Consider the following 21,239-nt stretch of genomic DNA (forward strand, 5'->3'; position numbering starts at 1 on the left):
AAAAAAGCATGACTAACTATTCACTCGATATAGCGGCGCCCGGCAACGCAGGCACATTCTGGCGCCGCACGCGGCTCGCGGCAGCCGTTGCGCTCGTCGCATGGCTTGCTGCGTGCTCGGTTGAACCGGTGTATCACGTTCCCGATTCGTCTGTCCCGCCCGCATTCAAGGAAGCGCAACCCACGTCCGCCAACCCGCACGACGTGGGCACCTGGGCGCCGGCCCAACCTGCCGACAACGCGAACCGGGGCCAATGGTGGGAGGTCTTCAACGACCCGACGCTGAACGCACTCGAAAGCGAGGCGGAGGCTGCGAACCAGGATCTGAAGGCCGCCGCCGCGCGCGTGCAGCAAGCACGTGCGGTGACGCAGGCGGCGCGCGCGTCATGGTTCCCGTCGATCGACGCGGGCTTCGGGCCGACCTATCTGCGTGAATCGCCCGCTTCGCTGTTCCTGCCGCAGAACGCCAACGTACCGACGCAGACGCTCTGGCGTGCTCAAGGCACGGTGTCTTACGAGGCGGATCTGTTCGGCCGCGTGAGTTCGAACGTCAACGCTGCGCGCGCGGATGCGCAGCAAAGCGAGGCGCTGTTCTTCTCGGTGCGGTTGGCGCTGCAGGCAGACGTCGCGCAGAATTATTTCCAGCTGCGCCAGTTCGACTCGGACGTCGATCTCTATCGCCGCACGGTGGCGCTGCGCGAGGACGCGCTCAAGCTCGTCGAGCGGCGTTTCAAGGAAGGCGACACCAGCGAACTCGACGTGGCCCAGGCCCGCAACGAGTTGTCGAGCGCGCGCGCCGATGCGGTGGGCGTCGCGCGCCAGCGGGCGGCTTCGGAGCATAGTCTCGCGATCCTGCTCGGTAAGGCGCCCGCGGACTTCACGTTCCCCGAGACGCCGCTCGCGCCCGTGATCGCGCGCGTGCCACCCGGCCTGCCGTCGACGCTGCTCGAACGCCGCCCTGATATCGCGGCTGCGGAGCGCGCCATGGCCGCCGCGAACGCGCGAGTCGGCGTCGCGAAATCGGCGTTCTTTCCGAAGCTCGATATCACCGGTGCGTTTGGCTTCGAGTCGGCGACGCTCGGCGATTTGTTCATGTGGTCTAGCCGCGCGTTCCTGCTCGGACCGTTCGCGGGCACGGCGCTCACGCTGCCGCTCTTCGACGGCGGCCGTCGCCGCGCGAATCTGGCGCAGGCGCGCGGCAAATACGATGAGGACGTCGCACAGTATCGCCAGCAAGTGCTCGTCGCCTTCCGCGAAGTGGAAGACAACCTCTCCGACTTGCGGCTGCTCGACGATCAGATTCGCGAGCAGGGCAACGCCGTGACTGCATCGGAGCGCTCGGCGCATCTTTCGCGCACGCAGTATGAGGAAGGCGAGGTGAGTTATCTGAACGTGATCGACAGCGAACGATCGGTGCTGGTCGCGCAGTTGCAGGCGAGCCAGTTGCAGGGCTCGCAGGCGGTCGCGACGGTCAACCTGATCCGCGCGCTCGGCGGCGGCTGGGGTGACATCAAGGCCGATGATCCGAAGCGCGACGGCAGTGGTGCAGCGGCGCCGCTCGCTTCGCGCTGAGGCCGTTGTACGCGTTCGCGGTGCTGCCCGGGTTGTGCCGCGACGTGAGCTGCGCGCTGCTGACGCCGTTGAGCGTGCAACCGACGTTTGCGCGCAGGCGTGCCGACAAGACCCTGTGGCTCGCTTCGCAGATGTTCAGTGGGAATTGAAACAGGAGAAACAGGAAAGGAAGGGAAAAGCGCCTTGCCGTCCGGCGTGATGTCGCGCCGGACGGCTTCGCGTCTTTATATTACGTCCGGGTGGGCCCGGATCTTCTCTCCTCGCTACGCAGCCGCGGCGATGCCATCCGGCGTAACCGGAAGGTCGCTTTTGGTCTGCATGGCGCCCCGCCGCGCCGCAGCCGCCTTTTTCGTCTTGCCGGCGCGCGAAGGCGGCTGGCATGCTCCACACACGACGTTGTGCTGCAGGTCGTGTCGGTGCGCGACGAATTTGCCGCCGCAGCGGCAGCAAGGCGTCAGCTGCAGAATATCTGCATCGAAAAATCGCACCAGGGTCCACGCACGTGTGAGATCGAGCACGGGCTCGGTCGCGCCGTGGCGGCAGTGTTCCAGATACAGACGGAACCCCTTGGTCAGCGCGTCGAGATGCGAACAACGCGCTTCGTTTTTGAGGAAAAGGTACGTGTTATAGAACAACGAGGCGTGGATGTTGGCGAGCCACGTCATGTACCAGTCTGCCGAGAAAGGCAGCATTCCCTTGGGCGGCGATACGCCCCGGATCTCGCGATAAAGGCGGATCATGCGGTCGCGCGAGAGCGTCAGTTCGCTCTCGAGAACCTGCATGCGCGCGCCCAGCTCGATCAATGCAATCGCGCGAAAAACTTCCTGAGCATCTTCCGTGAGGCTGCGCCGCGTCATGGAGATCTTTCCTCAGGCGAATTGCGCGGCTGACTGTCCTGCGAGCAGGATGGCCGTGTGCGTGGTCGCCACGTCGGCATGCTTTGCGGTCTGCGTGAGCGCGGACAGCATCGCATGGTCGTCGAAGCGGAAAAGACAAAGAATCTGGTCGGAAGAGGCCAGCCTGACGATCTGCGCGAGCGACAGACCGGCGAGCAGATCAGCCAGTTCCGACGACAGACCCAGCCGGAACATGCCGACTGGCTTGTCCTCGCGCAGCATGCGCTGCGCGAGCATCAGGTACGACAAATTAATCTCGCGGATAGAATCCAGCGTCTCGCTGCTACGGTCCATTTCTCTTTTTCCGAAGCCCCGAATTATTAGCCCCCAGCGTTTGCCGCCGTTGTCGGTCTGGTCTTTGTGTGCCGGCCGTCGCTCTTGTGTTTCCCGGCGGGGCCTTGCAATTGAAACAAGGTGTTACAACTCGTAACACCTTGGCTCAAATTGTATGAGGGCCTATCTCGGAAATCAATCCCCGGTGTCAAGAATTTATTGTTCGCCAGCAAACAATTTCGGTAATTTTTTCTTCTATTTCATTTCGCTTGTATGACAGCCGTCAGCGAGCCGATGCCTGGCGTGCATTTGCCGGGACAGCCAATGAAATTAAGGCGCTGAAAAATTTCGGTTGAATATGCAACTAGTTCTGCGTGCACTGTTGGCTGGATGAGACATATTCACATTCGGAAAGATTTCCGCCTCGACGGTAAGAAATGCAATAGGCGGAATCGATAAGTGAAAAGCGAAATATGTAACAAAGGATCGAACCCCTTTGATACAAATTCGACGGAGCGCTGAGCGGACTTAACTGGCGTCGTGTAATACAACGCCGAGCGTATAACGCTGGCCCTCGCGAATGCGGCTCACCCCGTGACGCAGCATCGCACGAGCCGCGCCGCGCGCGCCCTGCAGCGGGCGGTGCCGGACCGCGAAAAGCACGGCGTCGCCTTTGCCAAGCGGCACGACTTCGACGCGCGACTGCTGCCGCGCGCGCTGCTCCGTCAGAACAAACTCGCCGCCGCGGAAGTCGGCGCCGGGCGCGCTAAGCAGGATGGTCGCCTGGACCGGAAACACGTGCTCACCATAGAGATCCTGATGCAGACAGTTGTAATCGTGGCAGCCGTAGCGGAGCAGCAGCGGCGTAGGGCGCGTCTGGCCCGCTTCGTGGCAGCGCGCGATAAATGCGTCGTGGGTGGGAGGAAAATCTACGCCGGTGCCGAGCCAGTCGGCCCAGCGGTTCGCGAGCGCAACGAGTCGGGCGTACAGCAGCGTTCGCAGTTCCGCGACAGTCTCCGGAAGCGGATACGCAAAGTAACGATATTCGCCGCTGCCGAACCCGTGGTGCGCCATCACGACCCGACTGCGGAACGGCGCGTCGCGCTCGTAGAGCGACGCGAGCGCGTCGCATTCGGCGTCGTCGAGCAGGCCAGGGATCAGCGCGTAGCCGCGCTGATCAAGATCGTTTTCGATGGCGGACCACAGTTGGGCGTCGAGGCGGGCCGCGAACTCACGGGATGACGCAGCGCGCGTATCCGGTCGAAGGGCGGTGAGGGGCATGGTGGCTCCATGACGGTGTCAGATGACGACAGTGTCGCGTCGGCCCGCCGTGTGCGCACTCCGGGGCTTGCGCTCCAATTCGCAGACCGGCTTGCTGCGACGTCCTCACCGGGAGCGTACGCGCGCCAGCCCGCGACGAGCCTGGGGGCCGGGTCCGCGTCGCCGGTTTTGCGAAAAACTCGCACGCACCGCGATGACCTCACGGGTAAGATGCAGGAGACGCAGCGTGCGCGGCGCGGCGGATTTCCGTGCATGCAGCATGCACACGCCGGCGTCGGGAGCAGGGGCAAGCTTTATCGGTGAACGTGCGATCGCCTAAAATGAAAGCGTCACAATGTGGCGTCGCGGCGAGGAGATTGCCATGAGGGAAACCGTAGTTGCCTATCTTCTGGGCCCGGCCGTGATGCTGGCGGTGTGCGCCGTCATGTGGGCGGTGTCGCGCCGCAGCCGGGGCGTGCTCGAAGCGCGCCTCACCCGCTGGCTCGAGGCCCATCGCGGCCACGGCATGCGTCACCGGCACTGAGCGTGGCCGTCGAGACGCTTCCAGGCGGAGCCTGCGCAGGACATGGCGCAGGCGCGCAGAGCCCGCCGCAATTGTTGTGCGGCGCTCCAGTCGCCGGGAAGCGATCAGCCCGCGTTGGATGCCGCGCTAGATATCTAGCACTCCGAATCAATATCGATGGTGACGGACAAGACATCCGCCGCGCACGCGTTGCCGTGCGACGATGGATGGCTTGTGTCATCGCGGGAACTGTGCGCCGGTCGCGATGTCAGTCCCATATTGCACACCGGAGCCCTTCATGATGAGACTCGCCGATTCCTTCATCATCTTCATCGCACGCCTCGCTCTTGCGGTCCTGTTCCTGTGGGGTGGCGCAATGAAACTGCTGGGTTACGCGGGCTTCATCAGCTATCTTCAGACCAAGGGTGTTCCCTACGTGCACATCGCAGCGCCCATCGCGGTGGCGGTGGAACTGCTTGGCGGCATAGCGCTCGTGATCGGTGCGCGCACGCGCATAGTGGGTTTGCTGCTGGCCGGTTACGTCATCGTCACGGCGATTTTCGGCCACGATTTCTGGAACATCGCCGATGTCGCGCTCCAGCACGACGCGGTCGTTCACTTCTGGAAGAACGTTGCGATCGCCGGTGGCTTGCTGCTGCTGGCTGTGACGGGCGCCGGGCGGGCTTCCATCGACGGAATGCGCGCGCCGCGCGGCGGGCTGCGCGGCTGACACAGGCGCAGCTACGCAGCGAGGGAGCGGGCCTTGATACAGGACTTCGATTTCAACGTGGGCGGCAAGGTCGAGCGTTTCAGCGCAAGCCTCGCCGAGGACGGTTCGCGTCGCGTGCTGATCAGCTATGCGGATTCGGCGAAGACGCTGGTCATACTCGATGCGTCTGGTTTACTCGGCGCGCTGATCGCCGAACTGGAAGAGCCCGACCGGCTGATTGCCCACGCGATTCGCAAGGCAACGATCGAGGGTCTCATCGAACGCGCGATCACCACTGGGACGATTCAGGAAACGTCGCTGTAGGTGGCGTGCGCTACGAGTTAGCGTTTTCTTCCGCGCGCCCTGCGCGCACCGCGTTCACCGCGTGCCGTCGAGGCGTGGCGCCGAAGCCGTGCGTCTCGGCGCGTGCACCGCGTCCGTGCGCACGTACCACGCCAGCACAACTGCTACTAGCAACAGCGCCGTCGATATGACGGTATCCGCGTGAAGGCCCGCGACCACGTGTGAGGCGGTGCCCGTGGCAGCGAGCGCTCCGAATGCCGCGACACCGACGGCGCCGCCCGTCTGCCGCGCGGTGTTGAGCAGTGCCGACGCTGTGCCCGCACGCGCCGGTTCAACCGAGGCGAGCACGGCCGTCGTCATGGCGGGGACGGCGAGCCCCATTCCCAGAGGTATCAGCAGGCACGGCACGAGTAAGGCGGCGAGCGGTGTCGTCGCGTCGACGAAACTCAAGAGCGCGTATCCCGTCGCAGCGACCAGTGCACCGACGATCATCGGAGCGCGTGTCCCGTAACGTGCCACCGCATGACCGCTCGCAAGATTGGAGAGCAAGAACCCGCCGGTCAGCGGTACGAATGCGAGCCCTGCCTGCAACGGCGATTCGCCGCGTGCGTGCTGCAGATAGAGCGCGAGCACGAAGATCGTCCCGTAGTAAGTGAGATTCACGCAGACCCCGAACAGCACCGCCGCGCTGAACGTCCGGTTGCGCAACATGGCGAGCGGCAGCATGGGATCGGCGACGCGGGATTCGAGCAGGATGAACCCGCAGCCCGCGATGAACGCTACGACGAATCCCCCGGCCACGGCCGGGTGCGCGAAACCGAGCGGGCGCCATTCGATCACGGCGCCGGTCAACGCCGTGAGCGCGACGATGGCGAGCAACTGGCCGCGCAAGTCGAGGCTACGCGCGGCGCGCGGTTGCGTTCCGCCGGTCCTCGTGTCGGTAGCCGGGTGCGGCGCGGGAATCCACGCGAGCGTTGCGGCGAGTCCTGCGGCGCACAGCGGCAGGTTGACAAGAAAGATGCTGCGCCAGCCGAACGCGGCGATCAGCAGACCGCCCGCGACCGGGCCCATGGCGATCGAGATCGCGCCCGCCGCGGTCCATAACGCCACGGCACGTGCGCGTAGGGCGCCGTCGTGACGGCACGCTTCGTTAAGCAGCGCGAGCGAATTGGGCAGCATCATCGCTGCGCCTGCGCCCTGCACCGCGCGTGCGGCGATCACCGCTGCGGGCGCGAATGCGAGACCGCAGGCGAGCGAAGCGAGCGCGAAGACGACGAGGCCCATCGCGTACAACCTGCGCGCACCGTAGCGCTCGCCGAGCACGCCGCCAAGGAGCATCAGCACGGCGAAGGCGAGCGTATAGGCATCGACGATCCATTGCAGGCGGTCGACGCTTGCGTTCAGCTCGGTGGCGATCCGCGCTAGTGCGATGTTGACGATGGTCACGTCGAGTTGCGTGACGACGAATCCCACGCTGACGGTCGCGACGATGCGGGCAAGCACGGGCGTGAAGGGGGCAAGGGTAGGGTGTGCGGGTTTCATGTGCCCATTCTGGGGCGCGGATTGGCTTCGACGTTTCAGGGTGACGTGAAGTGTCGTCTGCGTGGGTGCGAGGTCACCCGCGCAAAGATGACAAAGTCGCAGGAAGCGCGTGCGCTGCCGGGTGCCGTAGGACCGAGCGTTCTGAACGCGCTTCATATGGGGGCGAGTGTTCGCGCCGCTTATCGGTATCCCGACGTATGCGCCACGCATCGCCGTAGGGTTTAACTGTTGCCGCCGTCAGATTGCGAGTGGCCGCTCGGCAATTAAGATTTTTCTGATTTGAGGGTTTTGCACTTCTCCACAAAATTGCGCCAATTCCCCATCAGATCGAAGCGAGGGTTCTTATGCGTATTGCGATCCTGCAGCGTGACACGGCGCAACGTGGAAATATCGAACTCGTGCTGGCTCAGGGAGGCCACACGTGTATGCCGTTTAGCGACGAGGTTGTTCTCACCAAAGCGCTTGCTGCGTCAACGGTCGACATGCTGGTGCTCGACTGGCACGGCACGCGCCTGTCGGGTGTCGACGTGCTCAGGAACGTGCGCGCGTTGAACGGCGACCATATTCCAGTGTTGTTCGCATCCGAGGACACGTCGGATGACAGCGTTGTTCACGCGTTTGCCGTGGGCGCTGACGACTACGTAAGCCTGCCGATCTGTCCCACGGTGTTCCGCGCGCGCGTCGATGCATTGTTCCGGCGCGCGTTTCCAGATCGTTGCGACAAGGTGACACTCGACGTTGGCCCTTACCACTTCAACATGCGTCGCCAGTCCGTGACGTTGAACGGAAAGCCGGTCGTGCTCTCGGGCACGCAATATCGGCTTGCGGCGCTCTTCTTTGCGAACATCGGGCGGGTATTGTCGCGCGACCACATCTACGCGATGGTCTGGGGACGCGAACTGCACACGCTTACGCGGACCATCGACAGCCATGTGTCCCGGTTGCGTGTGCTGCTGGAACTCGACGACTGCAATGGCTTCCGCCTGCAGCCCGTGTACAAGAGCGGCTACCGGCTGCTGAGCCTGCACGATGGTGTGGAAACGTTCGATCGCAAAGCGGCCTGACGCTCACCGCCCCTTGATCAGGGGCACAAAAAAGCGGCGGCACGCAAATGCGTGCCGCCGCTTTTTTGTTTACGCCTTTTGCCCTGAACTCCCGCTCGCGTCAGCGCGCGAGGCCGAGCCCCTGGAGAACGGCGCTGCCGGCCGACGTGAGGCGGATCTTCCCGGCACTGCCGGTATTGTTCGGTACCTGCTCGACGAGACCCGCTTCCTGAAGCATCGGGATTTCGGGCTTGGCCTGCGCGTCGATCGGCGCGTGCAGCAGCAGCAACAGTGTGGCAAGTTCGTGATGGCTTAGCAGGCGTCGCAAGATCGTTCGTTTCGCCGCCTTCGGCGTCCTTGCCGCGCTCGTATGCTTCGGATTCAATGCTTCCTGGATCATCGGATCAGGTGTCGTCACGGATACCCCCTGCTACGTATCTATTCGATCAACCGATCATGCGGACGAAGACTTAAACGATTCTTAAAACAGGCCCTGAAAATGTGTCGTCTTGCTACACGCTGTTACGTTGCGTAAAAATGTGTAAACGGTGCAGCGCTCCCGCGCCGTCGATCCGGGGAGCGGGGCATGCACCTCGATGGCATTCGAATCACCGAAATAGCGCATTTCACACTGCGGCAGCGATGTCGTATTGAACCTTGCACTATGCCTGCTCACCTTGACGGTCAGGCACTCAACCACGTCGCTGACCGACCGGATGGTCGTCGTATCGATTACGGACTGGCCCGAAACGGGGTTGCTCCGGAACCACCCTACTGGCGTGCGCGCCAGCACACCGCTGGGGGTTTCCACAGGTTGTGCGGGAACGAGTGTTGCGGCTTCGCGACTATCAGACGTGTGCCGTCATACGGCCATACAAACTCCTGCAGAGCGAGATAGACTATCTGACAGATGCCACTCCGCAATCTGGCGAAATGTCAGGGAGGATACGCATGAACCGCCCGTCGATCCGGTTTCCTTTTCGCACCTTCGGCGTGGGTGTGGCCTCACTCTGGCGGTGGATCAAGTGGGGGGCGCTCATCGTTTTGCTCGCCGCCGCGGTCATCATCGCGCGTATCGTCCAGATTGAAATCGACACGTCCCGGCTGCAGGCACACTATCTTTCCGAACTTACGCGCGATATCGGTTTCGCCCTCGACAGCGGGCCGAGCCACAATATCCGCTTCCCCACGACGAACGGGCCGTATGACGTGAGGCTCGGCTATGTGCAACTGCCTTCGTTCGAACAGCGGCTCGAGGCGCGTGGCTTTGCTATCGCGTCGCAGGCGCGTGATTCCGAACGCATGATTGCGCTTGCAGACCAAGGGCTCTTTCTGCCGTATGAAGAAAAGGATCAGGCGGGTCTCGTACTGCGCGACGCGGACGGCGCGACGCTGTTTCACACGCGCTATCCGCAGCGCGCCTACGAAAGCTTCAACGCAGTACCGCCGCTCGTGCGCGACTCGCTGCTCTTCATCGAAGACAAATATCTGCTGGCCGAAGATCAGCCGAACCGGAATCCGGCCATCGACTGGGGCCGCTTCAGTCGCGCGCTAGTCGATCAGGGCGCGCGTCTCGTAAACCGTCAGCAGCAGACGCCGGGCGGCAGCACGCTCGCCACGCAAATCGAAAAATTTCGCCACTCGAACGGCGGCCGCACCGCGACGCCGCCCGAAAAACTGCGGCAGATCGCGTCGGCTTCCGTGCGCGCTTATCTCGACGGCCCGCAGACCATGCCCGCGCGCCAGCAGATCCTCGTCCACTATCTGAATTCAGTGCCGCTCTCTGCGAAGCCGGGCGTCGGCGAAGTCAACGGTATCGGCGACGGACTTGCTGCCTGGTATGGCCGCGATTTTCGCGATGTGAACCGCATTCTGCGCGAACCGGTGTCGGCTGCGACGCTCGATGAGCAGGCGCTGGCGTTCCGCCAGGTGCTCTCGCTCTTGATCGCGCAACGCGCGCCGTCGTATTTCCTGCAGCATGACAATCCTGCACTCGCGAAGCTCACTGACAGCTACCTGCGCCTGCTCGCAAGCGGCGGCGTCATCACGCCTGCGCTGCGCGACGCTGCGCTCGCGACGTCGCTGACGCTCGACCGCTCGAAGCCGCAGCGCGCACCGGCGCCGTATGTCGAGCGCAAGGCAGTGCTGTCGCTGCGCACGCAATTGATGCAGACGCTCGGTTTGAAGACGCTCTACGACCTCGACCGCCTCGACCTCAGCGCGACCACGACGCTCGACGACGATGTGCAGGAAGCCGTCAACGCGCGTCTCGCCGACGCGACGACGAAGGACGGTGCGCGCCAGGCCGGGATCGTCGGATTCGAAATGCTGAAGCCCGCCGACGATCCGTCGAAGATCGCCTACAGCTTCACGCTATTCGAGCGGCGCAACGGTGAAAACCTCGTGCGCGTGCAAACGGACAGCGTGAACCAGCCGTTCGATATCAACTCGGGCGCGCGCCTGAATCTGGGCTCGACGGCCAAACTGCGCACGCTGATCACCTACTTGCAGATCGTGAGCGACCTGCACACGCAATACGCGGCGCTCGACACGAAGGAACTGCGCGCGATCCAGCCCGATCCTTCCGATGCGCTCACCCGCTGGGCACTCGACTATCTTTCGAAGACGCATGACCGTTCGCTGCCTTCGATGCTCGACGCGGCCGTGGAGCGCAAATATTCGGCCAGTCCGGGCGAAACGTTCTACACGGGCGGCGGCGCGCAAAGCTTCAATAATTTCGAGTCGAGCGACAACGAGCAGATCCTTACGGTGCATCGCGCATTCCAGCATTCGGTGAATCTGGTGTTCGTGCGGTTGATGCGCGACATCGTCCACTACGAGATGATCCAGACGTCGGGGCCGCCATCGCAATGGCTCGACGATCCGGCCGTGCGCAAGGCGTACCTCACGCGCTTCGCGGATGGCGAAAGCCAGGTTTACATGAAGCGCTTCTACACGCGCTACCAGGGCAAGAGCGCCGACGAACAACTGGCGACTCTGCTGCAGCACACGCGCAAAGGGCCGGCGCGGATCGCAACGGTGCTGCGCAGCGTGGTGCCGGACGGCTCGCAGACGTGGTTCGACGCGCAGATGCGTGCACAGCTCAAGGGAACGAAATTCCAGTGGCTCGACGACGAGGACCTTGCGAAGGAGTACGACAAGTATGCGATCGACCGTTTTAACCTGAACGACCGTGGCTATATTTCGGGCGTGCATCCGCTCGAACTGTGGCTGCTTAACTATCTGCGCGCGCATCCCGGTGCGACGCTCGATCAGGTTCAGCACGACAGCAAGGACGTGCGGCTGTACACCTATAGCTGGCTCTTCAAGACGAAGTATTACGCGACGCAGAATCGCCGCATCCGTCACATGATCGAACTTCGCGCCTACGATGCGATTGGCCAGTCGTGGCGTGCGCTCGGCTATCCGTTCGCGAACATCACGCCCTCGTATGGCGCGGCAATCGGCGCATCGGGCGATCGACCCGCGGCACTCGCGCAACTGATCGGCCTCGTGGCGAGCGACGGCGAAAAGTTGCCGACGCATAGCTTCGAATCGCTCGAATTCGCGCGTGGCACGCCCTACGAGACACGCTTCGTGCACGCGGAGTCGAAGCCGCAGTCGCTGGTTTCGCCGGAGATTGTTCAGGTCGTGCGCGCGATGCTGACTTCGGTCGTGGAGGGCGGCACTGCCAAGCGTCTCGCCGACGGCATGAGGTTCCCGGACGGCCGCACGATGGAGGTGTACGGCAAGACCGGCACGGGCGACCAGCGCTTCAACGTCTATGCGCCTGGGGCCCGACTCATCGCGTCGCGCAAGGTGAACCGCAGCGCGACCTTCGTGTTCGTGATTGGCGACCGGTTCTTCGGCACGCTCACGGCGTGGGTGCACGAACCCTATGCGGCGCGCTACTCGTTCACGAGCGCGTTGTCGGTGCAGTTGCTCAAATCGCTCGCGCCCGTGTTGCAGCCGTTGCTGGAGCAACGAGCGTCGCCGGGCGACGGAACTCATCCCGATCTGAAGCACGGGCCGCTGAAGATGACCTTGATCGATCCGCAGACGGGTGAGGCGCGCGACGTATCGTGGCAGCCATCCGTGGGCGGTGGAACGCTGGGCCAGTAGCGCGATGCGTTTGTACTTCGCTGTTTGAAGGGGCACGAGGTGGTGCCCTTTCTTCATTTCTGGCCATAAATATGGATTACTAAACAATCGCGCAGAAACAACCAGATGACGCAACGTTACCGGACGTGCCTTGCGGAACATGCCCGGTCTGCCTCGTTCAGATCACGCCTCGTCGCGGTCGGGCCTTTCTGCCGCGACCGCGACAAGGCGGTGGGTCATTGCATGGCGGGAGGCGGCGGAGGGGGCGATCCCGGCGGCGGAGGCGGCAGATAGCGCGGTGGCGTGCTCGCGACCGGGGGCGGCATGGTCATCATGCGCCCGGAGATGGGAATGCGGTTGCCTTGCGCATACATGCATTGCATGTACGCGAAGTCGAAGCGGCGCTGCACGTCGAACGAGGAACCCTGGGCCTGGTTCATGCCGACAGCACTGCCGGTGAGCAGCCCGGCACCCGCGCCGATGGCCGCGCCCTGGCCGCCGCCGAACGCCGCGCCAGCGGCCGCGCCAAGCGCCGTGCCGAGCGCAGCGCTGCCAACCGCCGCATTGGTGGCCGCCTGGTTGGTCGCATGGCCGCCGACCTGCTGGAAGGCGAATTCGCGGCACAGGGCATCGTCGTTGCGGAACTGGTCGAAGGTTTTGCCGGTGCCCGGCAGCGCCATCACGCTCGGCCCCTGGGGGACGACGGCGCAGGCGCTGAGCAGGCCTGCTGTGGCGAGTAGCGCGAGGTGGGTGGTTTTCATTTGACGCTCGATCAGGTACAGGGGTTTAGTTCTGAGGAGCCGGTTGGGCAGGGACCGGGCGCCAGCCCGACGCACACTCCTTCACATAAGGGTAGTAGGTCTTCGACGCATCACAGAAATACCACGTGCTGCCGGCATCGCCCTGTTCATCGGGGGCGGTGTATGCGGGACCTTGCGCATACGACGGATCGCTCGGGCCGGATTCCGGTTGTCCCTGCTCGATGTAGTCAGGCGGCTCGGGCGGGGGCGCGACGACCACCGGTCCCGGTGGTCCATAGTAGTAGGGCCCGGGGACGACAGGGTAGTACCACGGCCCGCCGACGCCCACCACGACGCCCACATGCGCATGGGCCGCGCCGCTCGCGCACGCGATTGCGGTCACGGCGGCCCCGAGTAATATTTTTGACCTTCTCACAGCAATCTCCAGAACGGGTAGCCCGGGCGCGCGTGCGCCCACGTGTGAATTATCGAACGCTACGACATCGCCGGTGCCAATGCAATTACGTGAATTGCACCGTTCTTTCGAGTTGTTACAACTGCTCCGCGGGCGTCTGAAATAGGGGGCGGATTGGTGGCGTATCGGCATGCAACCTCGCGCTACACGCTGGCATCGGTCGGGGTTCACGCTGCGTCTGATCATCGGCTGTCGGCTGTAGTTATACGTTCGGTAACAAATCAGCGACGCTTGCACGCCGATTAACGATGCTGGCCTGTTCGATCCGGAATTTGCGACGCACCAACCTCCATTTTCCGAAGTCATGCATCAATCAGAACGTTCCTAATATCCCGCATATTCCCTTGCGCCAGATATCCCGGTCAAGGATGCGTCGTTGACCTCGCCATCGTGGCCTTCGAAGGGCGACGCTTGTCGGCTCAACGCCCGTGACGCCTTTGATTCAAGGTGCGCCAGCTGTATCTATATCGCAAAAAAAGCGCGAGACAAAAGCGAATTGTCATTTCGACAGGATTCGCGAAAGAGACGTGTGCCCCGCCAGTAGACTCACCGCGCGCTGCGCAATCGCCGTGGTGCGAATCCACCTGCAAACAATCAGGACTGCAACGTGAAAGAGAAACTGATTTGCACCGGCGTCGCGGCACTACTCGCGTCTGTACCGGCGTGGGCCGCGCTCGGTGGCTCACCTTCGTTTCACGGCGTGCGCGGCACGCCGTCTTCCTCCATTCGCGTCATGGCCGCCAGCGGTACAGCCACCGCGCCGTGGACGGTGAACACGACCACCCAGGACGGCGGCACGGTGATCCGCGAGTACCTCGACAGCAGCGGCACGGTGTTCGCGGTGTCGTGGAGCGGACCGCGGGTCGCGTCGCTCGACACGTTGCTGGGCAGCTATTTCCCTGCCTGGCAGAAAGGCCTCGCAGCGGCGCATGCCGCACGCGGTGGCGGATACGGGCCCGTCACGCTTCGCGAGTCGGGGCTCGTTGTGGAATCGGGTGGGCACATGGGTGCGCTCATCGGCCGCGCGTGGCTGCCAAAGGCGCTGCCGCAAGGCTTCACGACTGATCAGATCCAGTGAGCGGGGAATTCATGATGCGCAAGATCACCTTGGCCTCGGCGTTATGCCTGGCTTTGATTCTCACGGCTTGCGGCGGGGGCGGTAGTGACGGAGATTCCGCCGGCAGCGACACGTCCGCAGCTGTGTCGAACACCGGAAACAATTCAGGCGGCAGTGGGACAGGCAGTTCAAATGCGTCGGGGTCGTCTTCGAACGGCAATGCGTCCGGGGGGACTGGTACCGGCACTGGCACGTCAGGTTCGGGCAACTCCGGTACCGGCAATACCGGCACGGGCAGTTCAGGTTCTTCGGGGTCTGGCAGTACTGGCTCGGGCAGTTCAGGTTCGTCGGGGTCCGGCAGTACCGGCACTGGCGGCTCCGGTTCGTCCGGTTCCGGGAATTCCGGCTCGGGTAGCTCAAGTTCGTCAGGGTCCGGTACGTCTGGTTCTGGCGGTTCGGGTTCCTCGGGGGCTTCTGGTAATTCGGGATCCTCAGGTTCGTCCACATCCTCGGGTACATCAAATTCCTCGGGCTCCGGTGGTTCCGGATCGGGCACGTCTTCGGGCGGTGCCAGCGCGGACACCGGCAACACGATTCCCGTTGTCGTGTCGTCGGCGAGTTCCGTGCGCAATTACCCACTCGTGAGCGTGACGATCTGCAAGCCTGGCAGCAGCGCGCAAACCAGTTGCTCGACGATCGACAAGGTGCTGCTCGACACGGGTTCCTTCGGGTTGCGTCTTTACGCGTCCGTGATTCCGTCCGCGACGCTGGCAGCGCTGCCCATCCGGACCGACGCCGCCAGTGGCAGTAACGTAGGCGAGTGTGCCGCGTTCGGGTCGGGTTACACGTGGGGCAGCCTGCGTACCGCCGACGTCAAGCTTGGCGGTGAGACGGCGGCGTCTTTACCGATTCAGGTCATGTCGGATCCGGCGATCGTGTCGAGAGTTCCAACTGCCTGCGTGTGGAATACGTCCCTGAACAGTCCGGCCGCGCTGGGCGCCAACGGCATACTCGGCGTGGGCGTAGCGCGCTACGATTGCGGCACCGCTTGCGCGGGCAGCACGGCGCGATGGGGCTACTACTACGCGGACACTAATCCGGCGACCGCAGTCGTGATGCCGCTCGTCAACCAGGTGACCAATCCCGTTTCGCTGTTTGCGGTAAACAACAACGGCGTGATCGTGGAAATGCCAACGATTCCGAGTGACGGTGCGGCTACGGCCACTGGCACTGTCACCTTTGGCATCGATACGCAGGCGAACAACCTGCTCGCGGGCGCCGGCGCGGCCGTGTTCAATACGGATCTGCACGGTGATTTCACTGGCAGCTACAACGGTGCGGGCACGGTGTCCACGTACATCGATTCGGGTTCGAATGCCCTGATCTTCGAGGACGCGACGATTCCGCAGTCAGGTGGGTTTTTCGCGCCGGCCAGCGCGCTGACGCGTTCGGTTGCGTTGAGCAGCACTAACGGCTCGGCTGCAACTGTCAGCTTCAACATTGGCAATGCGTCGTCGTTGTATGCGTCGATCAACTACGCGTTCAACAACCTCGGCGCATATCTGGCGCAGACCATTGATCTCGGTCTTCCGTTCTTTTACGGCCGGCGCGTCTACTACGGTATTGCCGACAAGACGTCGGCTGGCGGCGGAACGGGTCCGTACGTTGCATTTGTTGCCAGGTGAAGATTTAATCAACTGACAGCTGGACCGATGGAAAGCGCACCTTGTGGTGCGCTTTTTTTCTTCATCAAGGCGCTCACGCTTCGAGCGCGAGCGTCGCGAACGAAGCGAGCCAGTGTTCGCCCATGTAATCTCCCGCGACGTGGTTCAGCGCGCTGTGCAAATGCTTCTGCGCTGCTTCGCGCAAGATGTCTGCGCGCACGTCGCCCACTGGCAGCGCGCCCGCCAGCGTGCGCTGGCACCACGCGCGGCTCAGGTTGAGTCCGTCGAGGTGCGCGATTTTGCCATCGGTGCGGTCGGTAACCGTCGCGGGCGTGAAGAGGGTCGCCGGCATGCGCGTGGCGACGTCTGGAAGAAAACGTCCGAACCACGCATCGAATTCGTCCGCAGGCTGCACACGACTCATCAACACGGCTTCTATCAAAGTCGGCGAAAGAAAGTCGTCGCCCGATGGCTCCCACGCCTGGCATCCCGCATCGCTCTGATACCAGCGTCGCGCGGTTTCCTCGATCTGCATCGCCAGCGCGCCGTGCGCGGTCTGGCGCGCGAAATCCAGCGCGAGCGTCAACGCAAACGCCGTGTTGAAGTGCGTGCCGACGCGCACCGGGTAGGTGGCCTTCGGCAGAAATTCCGCGAAACGTTCGACAAACGTCTCCGTGAGTGGGGCAAGCGCGCGTGACCAGCGCGCAGCCTCGGGCGTCTTCATCGTGTCGAACTGCGCGGCAAGTGCGAGAAGCCAGGCCCAGCCATATGGCCGCTCGAAGCTGCGGTTTTGCGGCAGGTCGAGATAGGCGCGCTCGCCGGCCATTTTCTCGTTGGTGAAGTGTTCGTCGATTACGGCGACGATGCGCGGTGCTTCGGGTAGATCCGGGAAGCGCGACAGCAGACGTGAAATCAGCCAGTACCCATGGACGCATGAGTGCCAGTCGTAGCTGCCGTAAAACACCGGGTGCAGTGCGCGCGGCGCCTGCACGTCCCGCGGACCGGCCAGCGAATGCGTGAGTTTGTTTGGATACTCACGCGTGAGATGCGCGAGCGCAAGCGAGGCAAAGCGGGAAGCGATCGGGGCGGTGAGCGTATCGGTCATGGCGACGGTGCGCGGCGGCGAAAGCGAAGCCGTCAGCGTACCGCGGAATCAGTCGGGTGTGGCCGCTGCGCCCGGCTTGCCCGTGGCGCGCTCCTGCTCGAGGCGGCGTACCGCGTCGCTAACGTCCTGGCCGAATCGCGCGAGTGCGGCCAGTTCGATATTGGGCGGTTGCAGCGCGATCCACAGCACGTCGACGAGCCGCTGCGCCGTGGCGTCGATATCGGTTCGCCGGTTGCCGAGTGTCGCGTCCCATAGAACGTGCTCCATCGGTCCGAAGACCAGCGAGCGCAAGAGGCGCAGCGGCATGTCGTTGCGGATCTGGCCGCTTTCCTGTCCGCGAGCGAGCACGCGCATGAGCGGCGCCGTGTAGCGGCGCTGCATTTCGGTGAGCGCTTCGCTCAGGTCGTGATGACGCGTGCGGCCCTCGGAGAGCACCAGCTCGCAGATGCCGGTTCCGCTTTCGAGCATCAGCCGCAGATGCATGCGGACAATGAATGCAAACTGCTGTCGCACGGTGCCGTCGCGCGGCAGGCCCGCCTCGATCGCTCCGATGGATTCGTCATACCAGTCGCCGATCACGCGCGCGCAAAGTTCGCGCTTGCCGCGAAAGTAGCTGAACACGGTGGCCTCGGACACGCCGAGCCGCTGTGCGATCTCAGCGGTGGTCGCACGCGCGTAGCCCTTTTCGGAGAACACGTCGCGGCCAGCCTGAAGGATCTCCTTCACGCGCTGCTGCGATTTGCGCCCCGCGGGCTGCCGGCGCGAGGCGGGCAAGGCGGTTCTGGTAGCGGCTGGCATTCTGAGTAAGGGTCAGTTAGCGGTGGGTCTGTGCGTAATTATCGGTGAATTAAGGCCTTGAGAACAAGGAATTTGCTCAATCTGAGAAATTTGAGCGTTACTCAATAAAACCTATTGACGTGTACGTAAATGTGGCGTGAAATGGGCGTCCATGGGGCGAACGGCATGCCCGTGCCCGTATCGAACTTTGCATGGAACTGGAGTAAGTGCGTTGCATGGGGCTGGAGTAAGCGCTAAAGCGCCTACTCCAGCCGACAGCTAAAGCGCTAACTCCGGTCGACCGCCCTGAGGGGGCATGGGACCGGAGTAAGTGCTAAAGCACTAACTCCGGTCGACACAGGAGACACTCATGAGCAATGTACCCGGACTGCATTTCCCGCTTGGCGAAGAAGTCGAAATGCTGCGCGACAGCCTCACCGCCTTCGCGGCAAAGGAAATCGCGCCGCGCGCGGCCGAAATCGACCGTACCGACCAGTTCCCCATGGATCTGTGGCGCAAGTTCGGCGATCTGGGCGTGCTCGGCATGACGGTTTCCGAGGAGTACGGCGGCGCGAACATGGGCTACACGGCGCATATGGTCGCGATGGAGGAGATTTCGCGAGCGTCGGCGTCGGTTGGACTTTCCTATGGTGCGCACTCGAACCTGTGCGTGAACCAGATCCACCGCAACGGCACCGAAGCGCAAAAACGCAAGTACCTGCCGAAGCTCGTGTCCGGCGAGCACGTCGGCGCGCTCGCGATGAGCGAGCCGAATGCGGGTTCGGACGTCGTCAGCATGAAGCTGCGCGCCGAAAAGAAGGGCGACCGCTACGTGCTCAACGGCACGAAGATGTGGATCACGAACGGCCCGGATTGCGACACGCTCGTCGTCTACGCAAAGACCGATCCAGAAGCGGCGTCGCGCGGCATCACGGCGTTCATCGTCGAGAAGGGCATGAAGGGCTTCTCCGTGGCGCAGAAGCTCGACAAGCTCGGCATGCGCGGCTCGCATACGGGCGAACTCGTATTCCAGGACGTCGAAGTGCCCGAAGAGAACATCCTCGGTCAGCTTAACGGCGGCGTGAAGGTGCTGATGAGCGGCCTCGACTACGAGCGCGCCGTGCTCGCGGGCGGTCCCACGGGCATCATGGCCGCCGTGATGGACGCCGTCGTGCCGTACATTCACGACCGCAAGCAGTTCGGTCAGGCGATCGGCGAATTCCAGCTCATCCAGGGCAAGGTGGCCGATCTCTACACGACCTTCCAGGCGTGCCGCGCGTATCTCTACGCGGTGGGTCGCCAGCTCGACACGCTCGGCACGGACCACGTGCGTCAGGTGCGCAAGGATTGCGCCGGCGTGATTCTCTACACCGCGGAAAAAGCAACGTGGATGGCCGGGGAGGCGATCCAGATTCTCGGCGGCAACGGTTATATCAACGAGTATCCGGTCGGGCGTCTCTGGCGCGATGCCAAGCTCTATGAAATCGGTGCGGGCACGAGCGAGATCCGCCGCATGTTGATCGGCCGCGAGCTGTTCGCGGAAACGATGTAACGCCGACGACCGTCACGAAAGGAAGCACGCGATGCCGATCATCGAATCGAAGCTCAACCCGCGCTCGGACGATTTCAAGGCGAACGCCGCCGCGCTCGAAGCGCTCGTCGCAGACCTGCGCGAGAAGATCCAGAAGCTGTCGCTTGGCGGCGGCGAGGCGGCGCGCGACAAGCACCTCTCGCGCGGCAAGCTGCTGCCGCGCGATCGCATCGCGCAACTGCTCGATCCGGGCACGCCGTTCCTCGAGTTCTCGCAACTCGCCGCCTACGGCATGTACAACGACGATGCACCCGGGGCCGGCATCATCACCGGCATTGGCCGCATTGCGGGCCAGGAGTGCGTGATTGTCTGTAACGACGCGACCGTGAAGGGCGGCACGTACTATCCCGTGACGGTGAAGAAGCACGTCCGCGCGCAGGAGATCGCGCAGGAGAACCGCTTGCCGTGCGTGTATCTCGTCGATTCGGGCGGCGCGAACCTGCCGAACCAGGACGAGGTCTTTCCCGATCGCGACCACTTCGGCCGCATCTTCTACAACCAGGCGAATCTCTCGTCGCAGGACATTCCGCAGATCGCGGTCGTGATGGGCTCGTGCACCGCTGGCGGCGCATACGTGCCCGCCATGAGCGACGAGTCGATCATCGTGAAGAACCAGGGGACGATTTTCCTCGGCGGCCCGCCGCTCGTGAAAGCCGCGACTGGCGAAGAAGTGAGCGCTGAAGATCTCGGCGGCGGCGATGTGCACACGCGGCTTTCCGGCGTAGCCGATCATCTCGCGCAGAACGATGCCCACGCGCTCGCGATTGCGCGCAGCATCGTCGGCAATCTGAACCGCACGAAGACGCCGCCTGTCGTTTTGCGTGATCCGCTGCCGCCGCGTTATGACGCGAAGAGCCTGTACGGCGTGATTCCCGTCGATACGAGAAAGCCCTTCGACGTGCGCGAAGTGATCGCACGCATCGTCGATGACTCCGCCTTCGATGAGTTCAAGGCCCGTTACGGCACGACGCTCGTGACCGGTTTCGCGCATATCTGGGGCCACCCGGTCGGCATCGTAGCGAACAACGGCATCCTGTTTTCTGAATCGGCGCTCAAGGGCACGCACTTCATTGAACTGTGCTGCCAGCGCAAGATTCCGCTCGTGTTCCTGCAGAACATCACGGGCTTCATGGTGGGCCGCAAGTACGAGAACGAAGGCATCGCGCGCAATGGCGCGAAGATGGTGACCGCTGTCGCCACAGCGAAGGTGCCGAAGTTTACGGTGATCATCGGCGGGTCGTTCGGCGCGGGCAACTACGGCATGTGTGGCCGCGCGTACTCGCCGCGCTTCCTGTGGATGTGGCCGAACGCGCGCATTTCGGTGATGGGCGGAGAGCAGGCCGCGTCCGTGCTCGCGACGGTTCGCCGTGACGGTATCGAAACGAAGGGCGGCGCCTGGAGCGCGGAAGAGGAGGACGCGTTCAAGCAGCCGATCCGCGACCAGTACGAGCGCCAGGGTCACCCGTATTACGCGAGCGCGCGGCTGTGGGACGACGGTGTGATCGATCCGGCGCAGACGCGCGATGTCCTCGGGCTGGGCCTGTCCGCGTCGATGAACGCGCCCATCGAAGATACGCGCTTTGGCGTGTTCCGCATGTAAGCGCCGGGC

At 63.4% G+C, this 21,239-nt stretch carries 20 protein-coding genes; 10 read left to right on the forward strand and 10 right to left on the reverse strand.

Annotated features, from left to right (window positions below; all coding sequences use genetic code 11):
- Positions 1–8 precede the first annotated feature (8 nt).
- The gene (locus D1Y85_RS15230) at positions 9–1,571 is read left to right on the forward strand and encodes an efflux transporter outer membrane subunit (RefSeq protein ID WP_124151899.1); all 1,563 of its coding nucleotides are present in this window, start codon (positions 9–11) and stop codon (positions 1,569–1,571) included.
- A 263-nt stretch (positions 1,572–1,834) separates the two neighbouring features.
- On the opposite strand, the gene flhC is transcribed toward D1Y85_RS15230, so the two are convergent.
- The 3 genes from flhC to D1Y85_RS15245 form a co-directional block, all read right to left on the reverse strand.
- Complete coding sequence (gene flhC / locus D1Y85_RS15235; protein ID WP_124151900.1) at positions 1,835–2,428, reverse strand: flagellar transcriptional regulator FlhC; 594 nt, start codon at positions 2,426–2,428, stop codon at positions 1,835–1,837.
- Positions 2,429–2,440: 12 nt separating this feature from the next.
- The gene (gene flhD, locus D1Y85_RS15240; RefSeq protein ID WP_124151901.1) at positions 2,441–2,761 is read right to left on the reverse strand and encodes a flagellar transcriptional regulator FlhD; all 321 of its coding nucleotides are present in this window, start codon (positions 2,759–2,761) and stop codon (positions 2,441–2,443) included.
- A gap of 507 nt (positions 2,762–3,268) precedes the next feature.
- Positions 3,269–4,021: a 2OG-Fe(II) oxygenase gene (locus D1Y85_RS15245; RefSeq protein WP_124151902.1), complete on the reverse strand. Its 753-nt coding sequence runs from the start codon at positions 4,019–4,021 to the stop codon at positions 3,269–3,271.
- 361 nt (positions 4,022–4,382) lie between these two features.
- On the opposite strand from D1Y85_RS15245, the gene D1Y85_RS27055 reads away from it, so the two are divergent.
- The 3 genes from D1Y85_RS27055 to D1Y85_RS15255 all read left to right on the forward strand — a co-directional run bounded on the left by D1Y85_RS27055 (position 4,383) and on the right by D1Y85_RS15255 (position 5,556).
- Positions 4,383–4,544: a hypothetical protein gene (locus tag D1Y85_RS27055; protein WP_185218993.1), complete on the forward strand. Its 162-nt coding sequence runs from the start codon at positions 4,383–4,385 to the stop codon at positions 4,542–4,544.
- 277 nt (positions 4,545–4,821) lie between these two features.
- Complete coding sequence (locus D1Y85_RS15250) at positions 4,822–5,253, forward strand: DoxX family protein (RefSeq protein WP_124151903.1); 432 nt, start codon at positions 4,822–4,824, stop codon at positions 5,251–5,253.
- Between the two features lie 33 nt (positions 5,254–5,286).
- Entirely contained in the window at positions 5,287–5,556 is a 270-nt protein-coding gene (locus tag D1Y85_RS15255) for a hypothetical protein (RefSeq protein ID WP_124151904.1), read from the forward strand.
- 54 nt (positions 5,557–5,610) lie between these two features.
- On the opposite strand, the gene D1Y85_RS15260 is transcribed toward D1Y85_RS15255, so the two are convergent.
- Positions 5,611–7,077, reverse strand: a complete 1,467-nt coding sequence (locus tag D1Y85_RS15260; RefSeq protein WP_124151905.1) for an MFS transporter — start codon at positions 7,075–7,077, stop codon at positions 5,611–5,613.
- A 344-nt stretch (positions 7,078–7,421) separates the two neighbouring features.
- Here D1Y85_RS15260 and D1Y85_RS15265 point away from each other — a divergent pair, with 344 nt between their 5' ends.
- Positions 7,422–8,141: a response regulator transcription factor gene (locus tag D1Y85_RS15265; RefSeq protein WP_124151906.1), complete on the forward strand. Its 720-nt coding sequence runs from the start codon at positions 7,422–7,424 to the stop codon at positions 8,139–8,141.
- Between the two features lie 100 nt (positions 8,142–8,241).
- Here D1Y85_RS15265 and D1Y85_RS15270 read toward each other — a convergent pair whose 3' ends face one another.
- Complete coding sequence (locus D1Y85_RS15270; protein ID WP_124151997.1) at positions 8,242–8,520, reverse strand: hypothetical protein; 279 nt, start codon at positions 8,518–8,520, stop codon at positions 8,242–8,244.
- A 551-nt stretch (positions 8,521–9,071) separates the two neighbouring features.
- Between D1Y85_RS15270 and D1Y85_RS15275 the strand changes: the two genes are divergently transcribed.
- On the forward strand, positions 9,072–12,242 hold the full coding sequence (locus D1Y85_RS15275) for a transglycosylase domain-containing protein (protein WP_124151907.1): 3,171 nt from the start codon (positions 9,072–9,074) through the stop codon (positions 12,240–12,242).
- A gap of 215 nt (positions 12,243–12,457) precedes the next feature.
- On the opposite strand, the gene D1Y85_RS15280 is transcribed toward D1Y85_RS15275, so the two are convergent.
- Positions 12,458–12,982: a YMGG-like glycine zipper-containing protein gene (locus D1Y85_RS15280; RefSeq protein ID WP_124151908.1), complete on the reverse strand. Its 525-nt coding sequence runs from the start codon at positions 12,980–12,982 to the stop codon at positions 12,458–12,460.
- A gap of 25 nt (positions 12,983–13,007) precedes the next feature.
- Entirely contained in the window at positions 13,008–13,364 is a 357-nt protein-coding gene (locus D1Y85_RS15285; protein WP_425466936.1) for a hypothetical protein, read from the reverse strand.
- A gap of 679 nt (positions 13,365–14,043) precedes the next feature.
- Here D1Y85_RS15285 and D1Y85_RS15290 point away from each other — a divergent pair.
- The gene (locus D1Y85_RS15290; RefSeq protein ID WP_124151910.1) at positions 14,044–14,514 is read left to right on the forward strand and encodes a DUF2844 domain-containing protein; all 471 of its coding nucleotides are present in this window, start codon (positions 14,044–14,046) and stop codon (positions 14,512–14,514) included.
- On the opposite strand, the gene D1Y85_RS27605 is transcribed toward D1Y85_RS15290, so the two are convergent.
- Positions 14,492–15,124: a hypothetical protein gene (locus D1Y85_RS27605; protein ID WP_246024919.1), complete on the reverse strand. Its 633-nt coding sequence runs from the start codon at positions 15,122–15,124 to the stop codon at positions 14,492–14,494. The two genes, D1Y85_RS15290 and D1Y85_RS27605, sit on opposite strands and share 23 nt — an antisense overlap.
- Between D1Y85_RS27605 and D1Y85_RS27610 the strand changes: the two genes are divergently transcribed.
- The gene (locus D1Y85_RS27610) at positions 15,117–16,178 is read left to right on the forward strand and encodes a DUF3443 family protein (RefSeq protein WP_246024920.1); all 1,062 of its coding nucleotides are present in this window, start codon (positions 15,117–15,119) and stop codon (positions 16,176–16,178) included. The genes D1Y85_RS27605 and D1Y85_RS27610 overlap by 8 nt on opposite strands.
- Before the next feature lie 73 nt (positions 16,179–16,251).
- On the opposite strand, the gene D1Y85_RS15300 is transcribed toward D1Y85_RS27610, so the two are convergent.
- Positions 16,252–17,262, reverse strand: a complete 1,011-nt coding sequence (locus tag D1Y85_RS15300) for a DUF2891 domain-containing protein (protein ID WP_124151911.1) — start codon at positions 17,260–17,262, stop codon at positions 16,252–16,254.
- Between the two features lie 48 nt (positions 17,263–17,310).
- Entirely contained in the window at positions 17,311–18,060 is a 750-nt protein-coding gene (locus tag D1Y85_RS15305) for a TetR/AcrR family transcriptional regulator (RefSeq protein WP_124151912.1), read from the reverse strand.
- 349 nt (positions 18,061–18,409) lie between these two features.
- On the opposite strand from D1Y85_RS15305, the gene D1Y85_RS15310 reads away from it, so the two are divergent.
- Entirely contained in the window at positions 18,410–19,591 is a 1,182-nt protein-coding gene (locus D1Y85_RS15310; protein ID WP_124151913.1) for an isovaleryl-CoA dehydrogenase, read from the forward strand.
- Positions 19,592–19,622: 31 nt separating this feature from the next.
- The gene (locus D1Y85_RS15315; protein WP_124151914.1) at positions 19,623–21,230 is read left to right on the forward strand and encodes a carboxyl transferase domain-containing protein; all 1,608 of its coding nucleotides are present in this window, start codon (positions 19,623–19,625) and stop codon (positions 21,228–21,230) included.
- Positions 21,231–21,239: the final 9 nt, after the last annotated feature.

Origin of the sequence: Paraburkholderia dinghuensis (genome assembly GCF_003837865.1) — a bacterium.
GTDB lineage: Bacteria > Pseudomonadota > Gammaproteobacteria > Burkholderiales > Burkholderiaceae > Paraburkholderia > Paraburkholderia dinghuensis.

What these genes read in the sequence shown, in the direction of transcription:
- D1Y85_RS15230 (WP_124151899.1), top strand. Translation starts at nt 9, where the DNA reads ATGACTAACTATTCACTCGATATAGCGGCGCCCGGCAACGCAGGCACA.
- flhC (WP_124151900.1), bottom strand. Translation starts at nt 2,428, where the DNA reads ATGACGCGGCGCAGCCTCACGGAAGATGCTCAGGAAGTTTTTCGCGCG.
- flhD (WP_124151901.1), bottom strand. Translation starts at nt 2,761, where the DNA reads ATGGACCGTAGCAGCGAGACGCTGGATTCTATCCGCGAGATTAATTTG.
- D1Y85_RS15245 (WP_124151902.1), bottom strand. Translation starts at nt 4,021, where the DNA reads ATGCCCCTCACCGCCCTTCGACCGGATACGCGCGCTGCGTCATCCCGT.
- D1Y85_RS27055 (WP_185218993.1), top strand. Translation starts at nt 4,383, where the DNA reads ATGAGGGAAACCGTAGTTGCCTATCTTCTGGGCCCGGCCGTGATGCTG.
- D1Y85_RS15250 (WP_124151903.1), top strand. Translation starts at nt 4,822, where the DNA reads ATGATGAGACTCGCCGATTCCTTCATCATCTTCATCGCACGCCTCGCT.
- D1Y85_RS15260 (WP_124151905.1), bottom strand. Translation starts at nt 7,077, where the DNA reads ATGAAACCCGCACACCCTACCCTTGCCCCCTTCACGCCCGTGCTTGCC.
- D1Y85_RS15265 (WP_124151906.1), top strand. Translation starts at nt 7,422, where the DNA reads ATGCGTATTGCGATCCTGCAGCGTGACACGGCGCAACGTGGAAATATC.
- D1Y85_RS15270 (WP_124151997.1), bottom strand. Translation starts at nt 8,520, where the DNA reads ATGATCCAGGAAGCATTGAATCCGAAGCATACGAGCGCGGCAAGGACG.
- D1Y85_RS15275 (WP_124151907.1), top strand. Translation starts at nt 9,072, where the DNA reads ATGAACCGCCCGTCGATCCGGTTTCCTTTTCGCACCTTCGGCGTGGGT.
- D1Y85_RS15280 (WP_124151908.1), bottom strand. Translation starts at nt 12,982, where the DNA reads ATGAAAACCACCCACCTCGCGCTACTCGCCACAGCAGGCCTGCTCAGC.
- D1Y85_RS15300 (WP_124151911.1), bottom strand. Translation starts at nt 17,262, where the DNA reads ATGACCGATACGCTCACCGCCCCGATCGCTTCCCGCTTTGCCTCGCTT.
- D1Y85_RS15305 (WP_124151912.1), bottom strand. Translation starts at nt 18,060, where the DNA reads ATGCCAGCCGCTACCAGAACCGCCTTGCCCGCCTCGCGCCGGCAGCCC.
- D1Y85_RS15310 (WP_124151913.1), top strand. Translation starts at nt 18,410, where the DNA reads ATGAGCAATGTACCCGGACTGCATTTCCCGCTTGGCGAAGAAGTCGAA.
- D1Y85_RS15315 (WP_124151914.1), top strand. Translation starts at nt 19,623, where the DNA reads ATGCCGATCATCGAATCGAAGCTCAACCCGCGCTCGGACGATTTCAAG.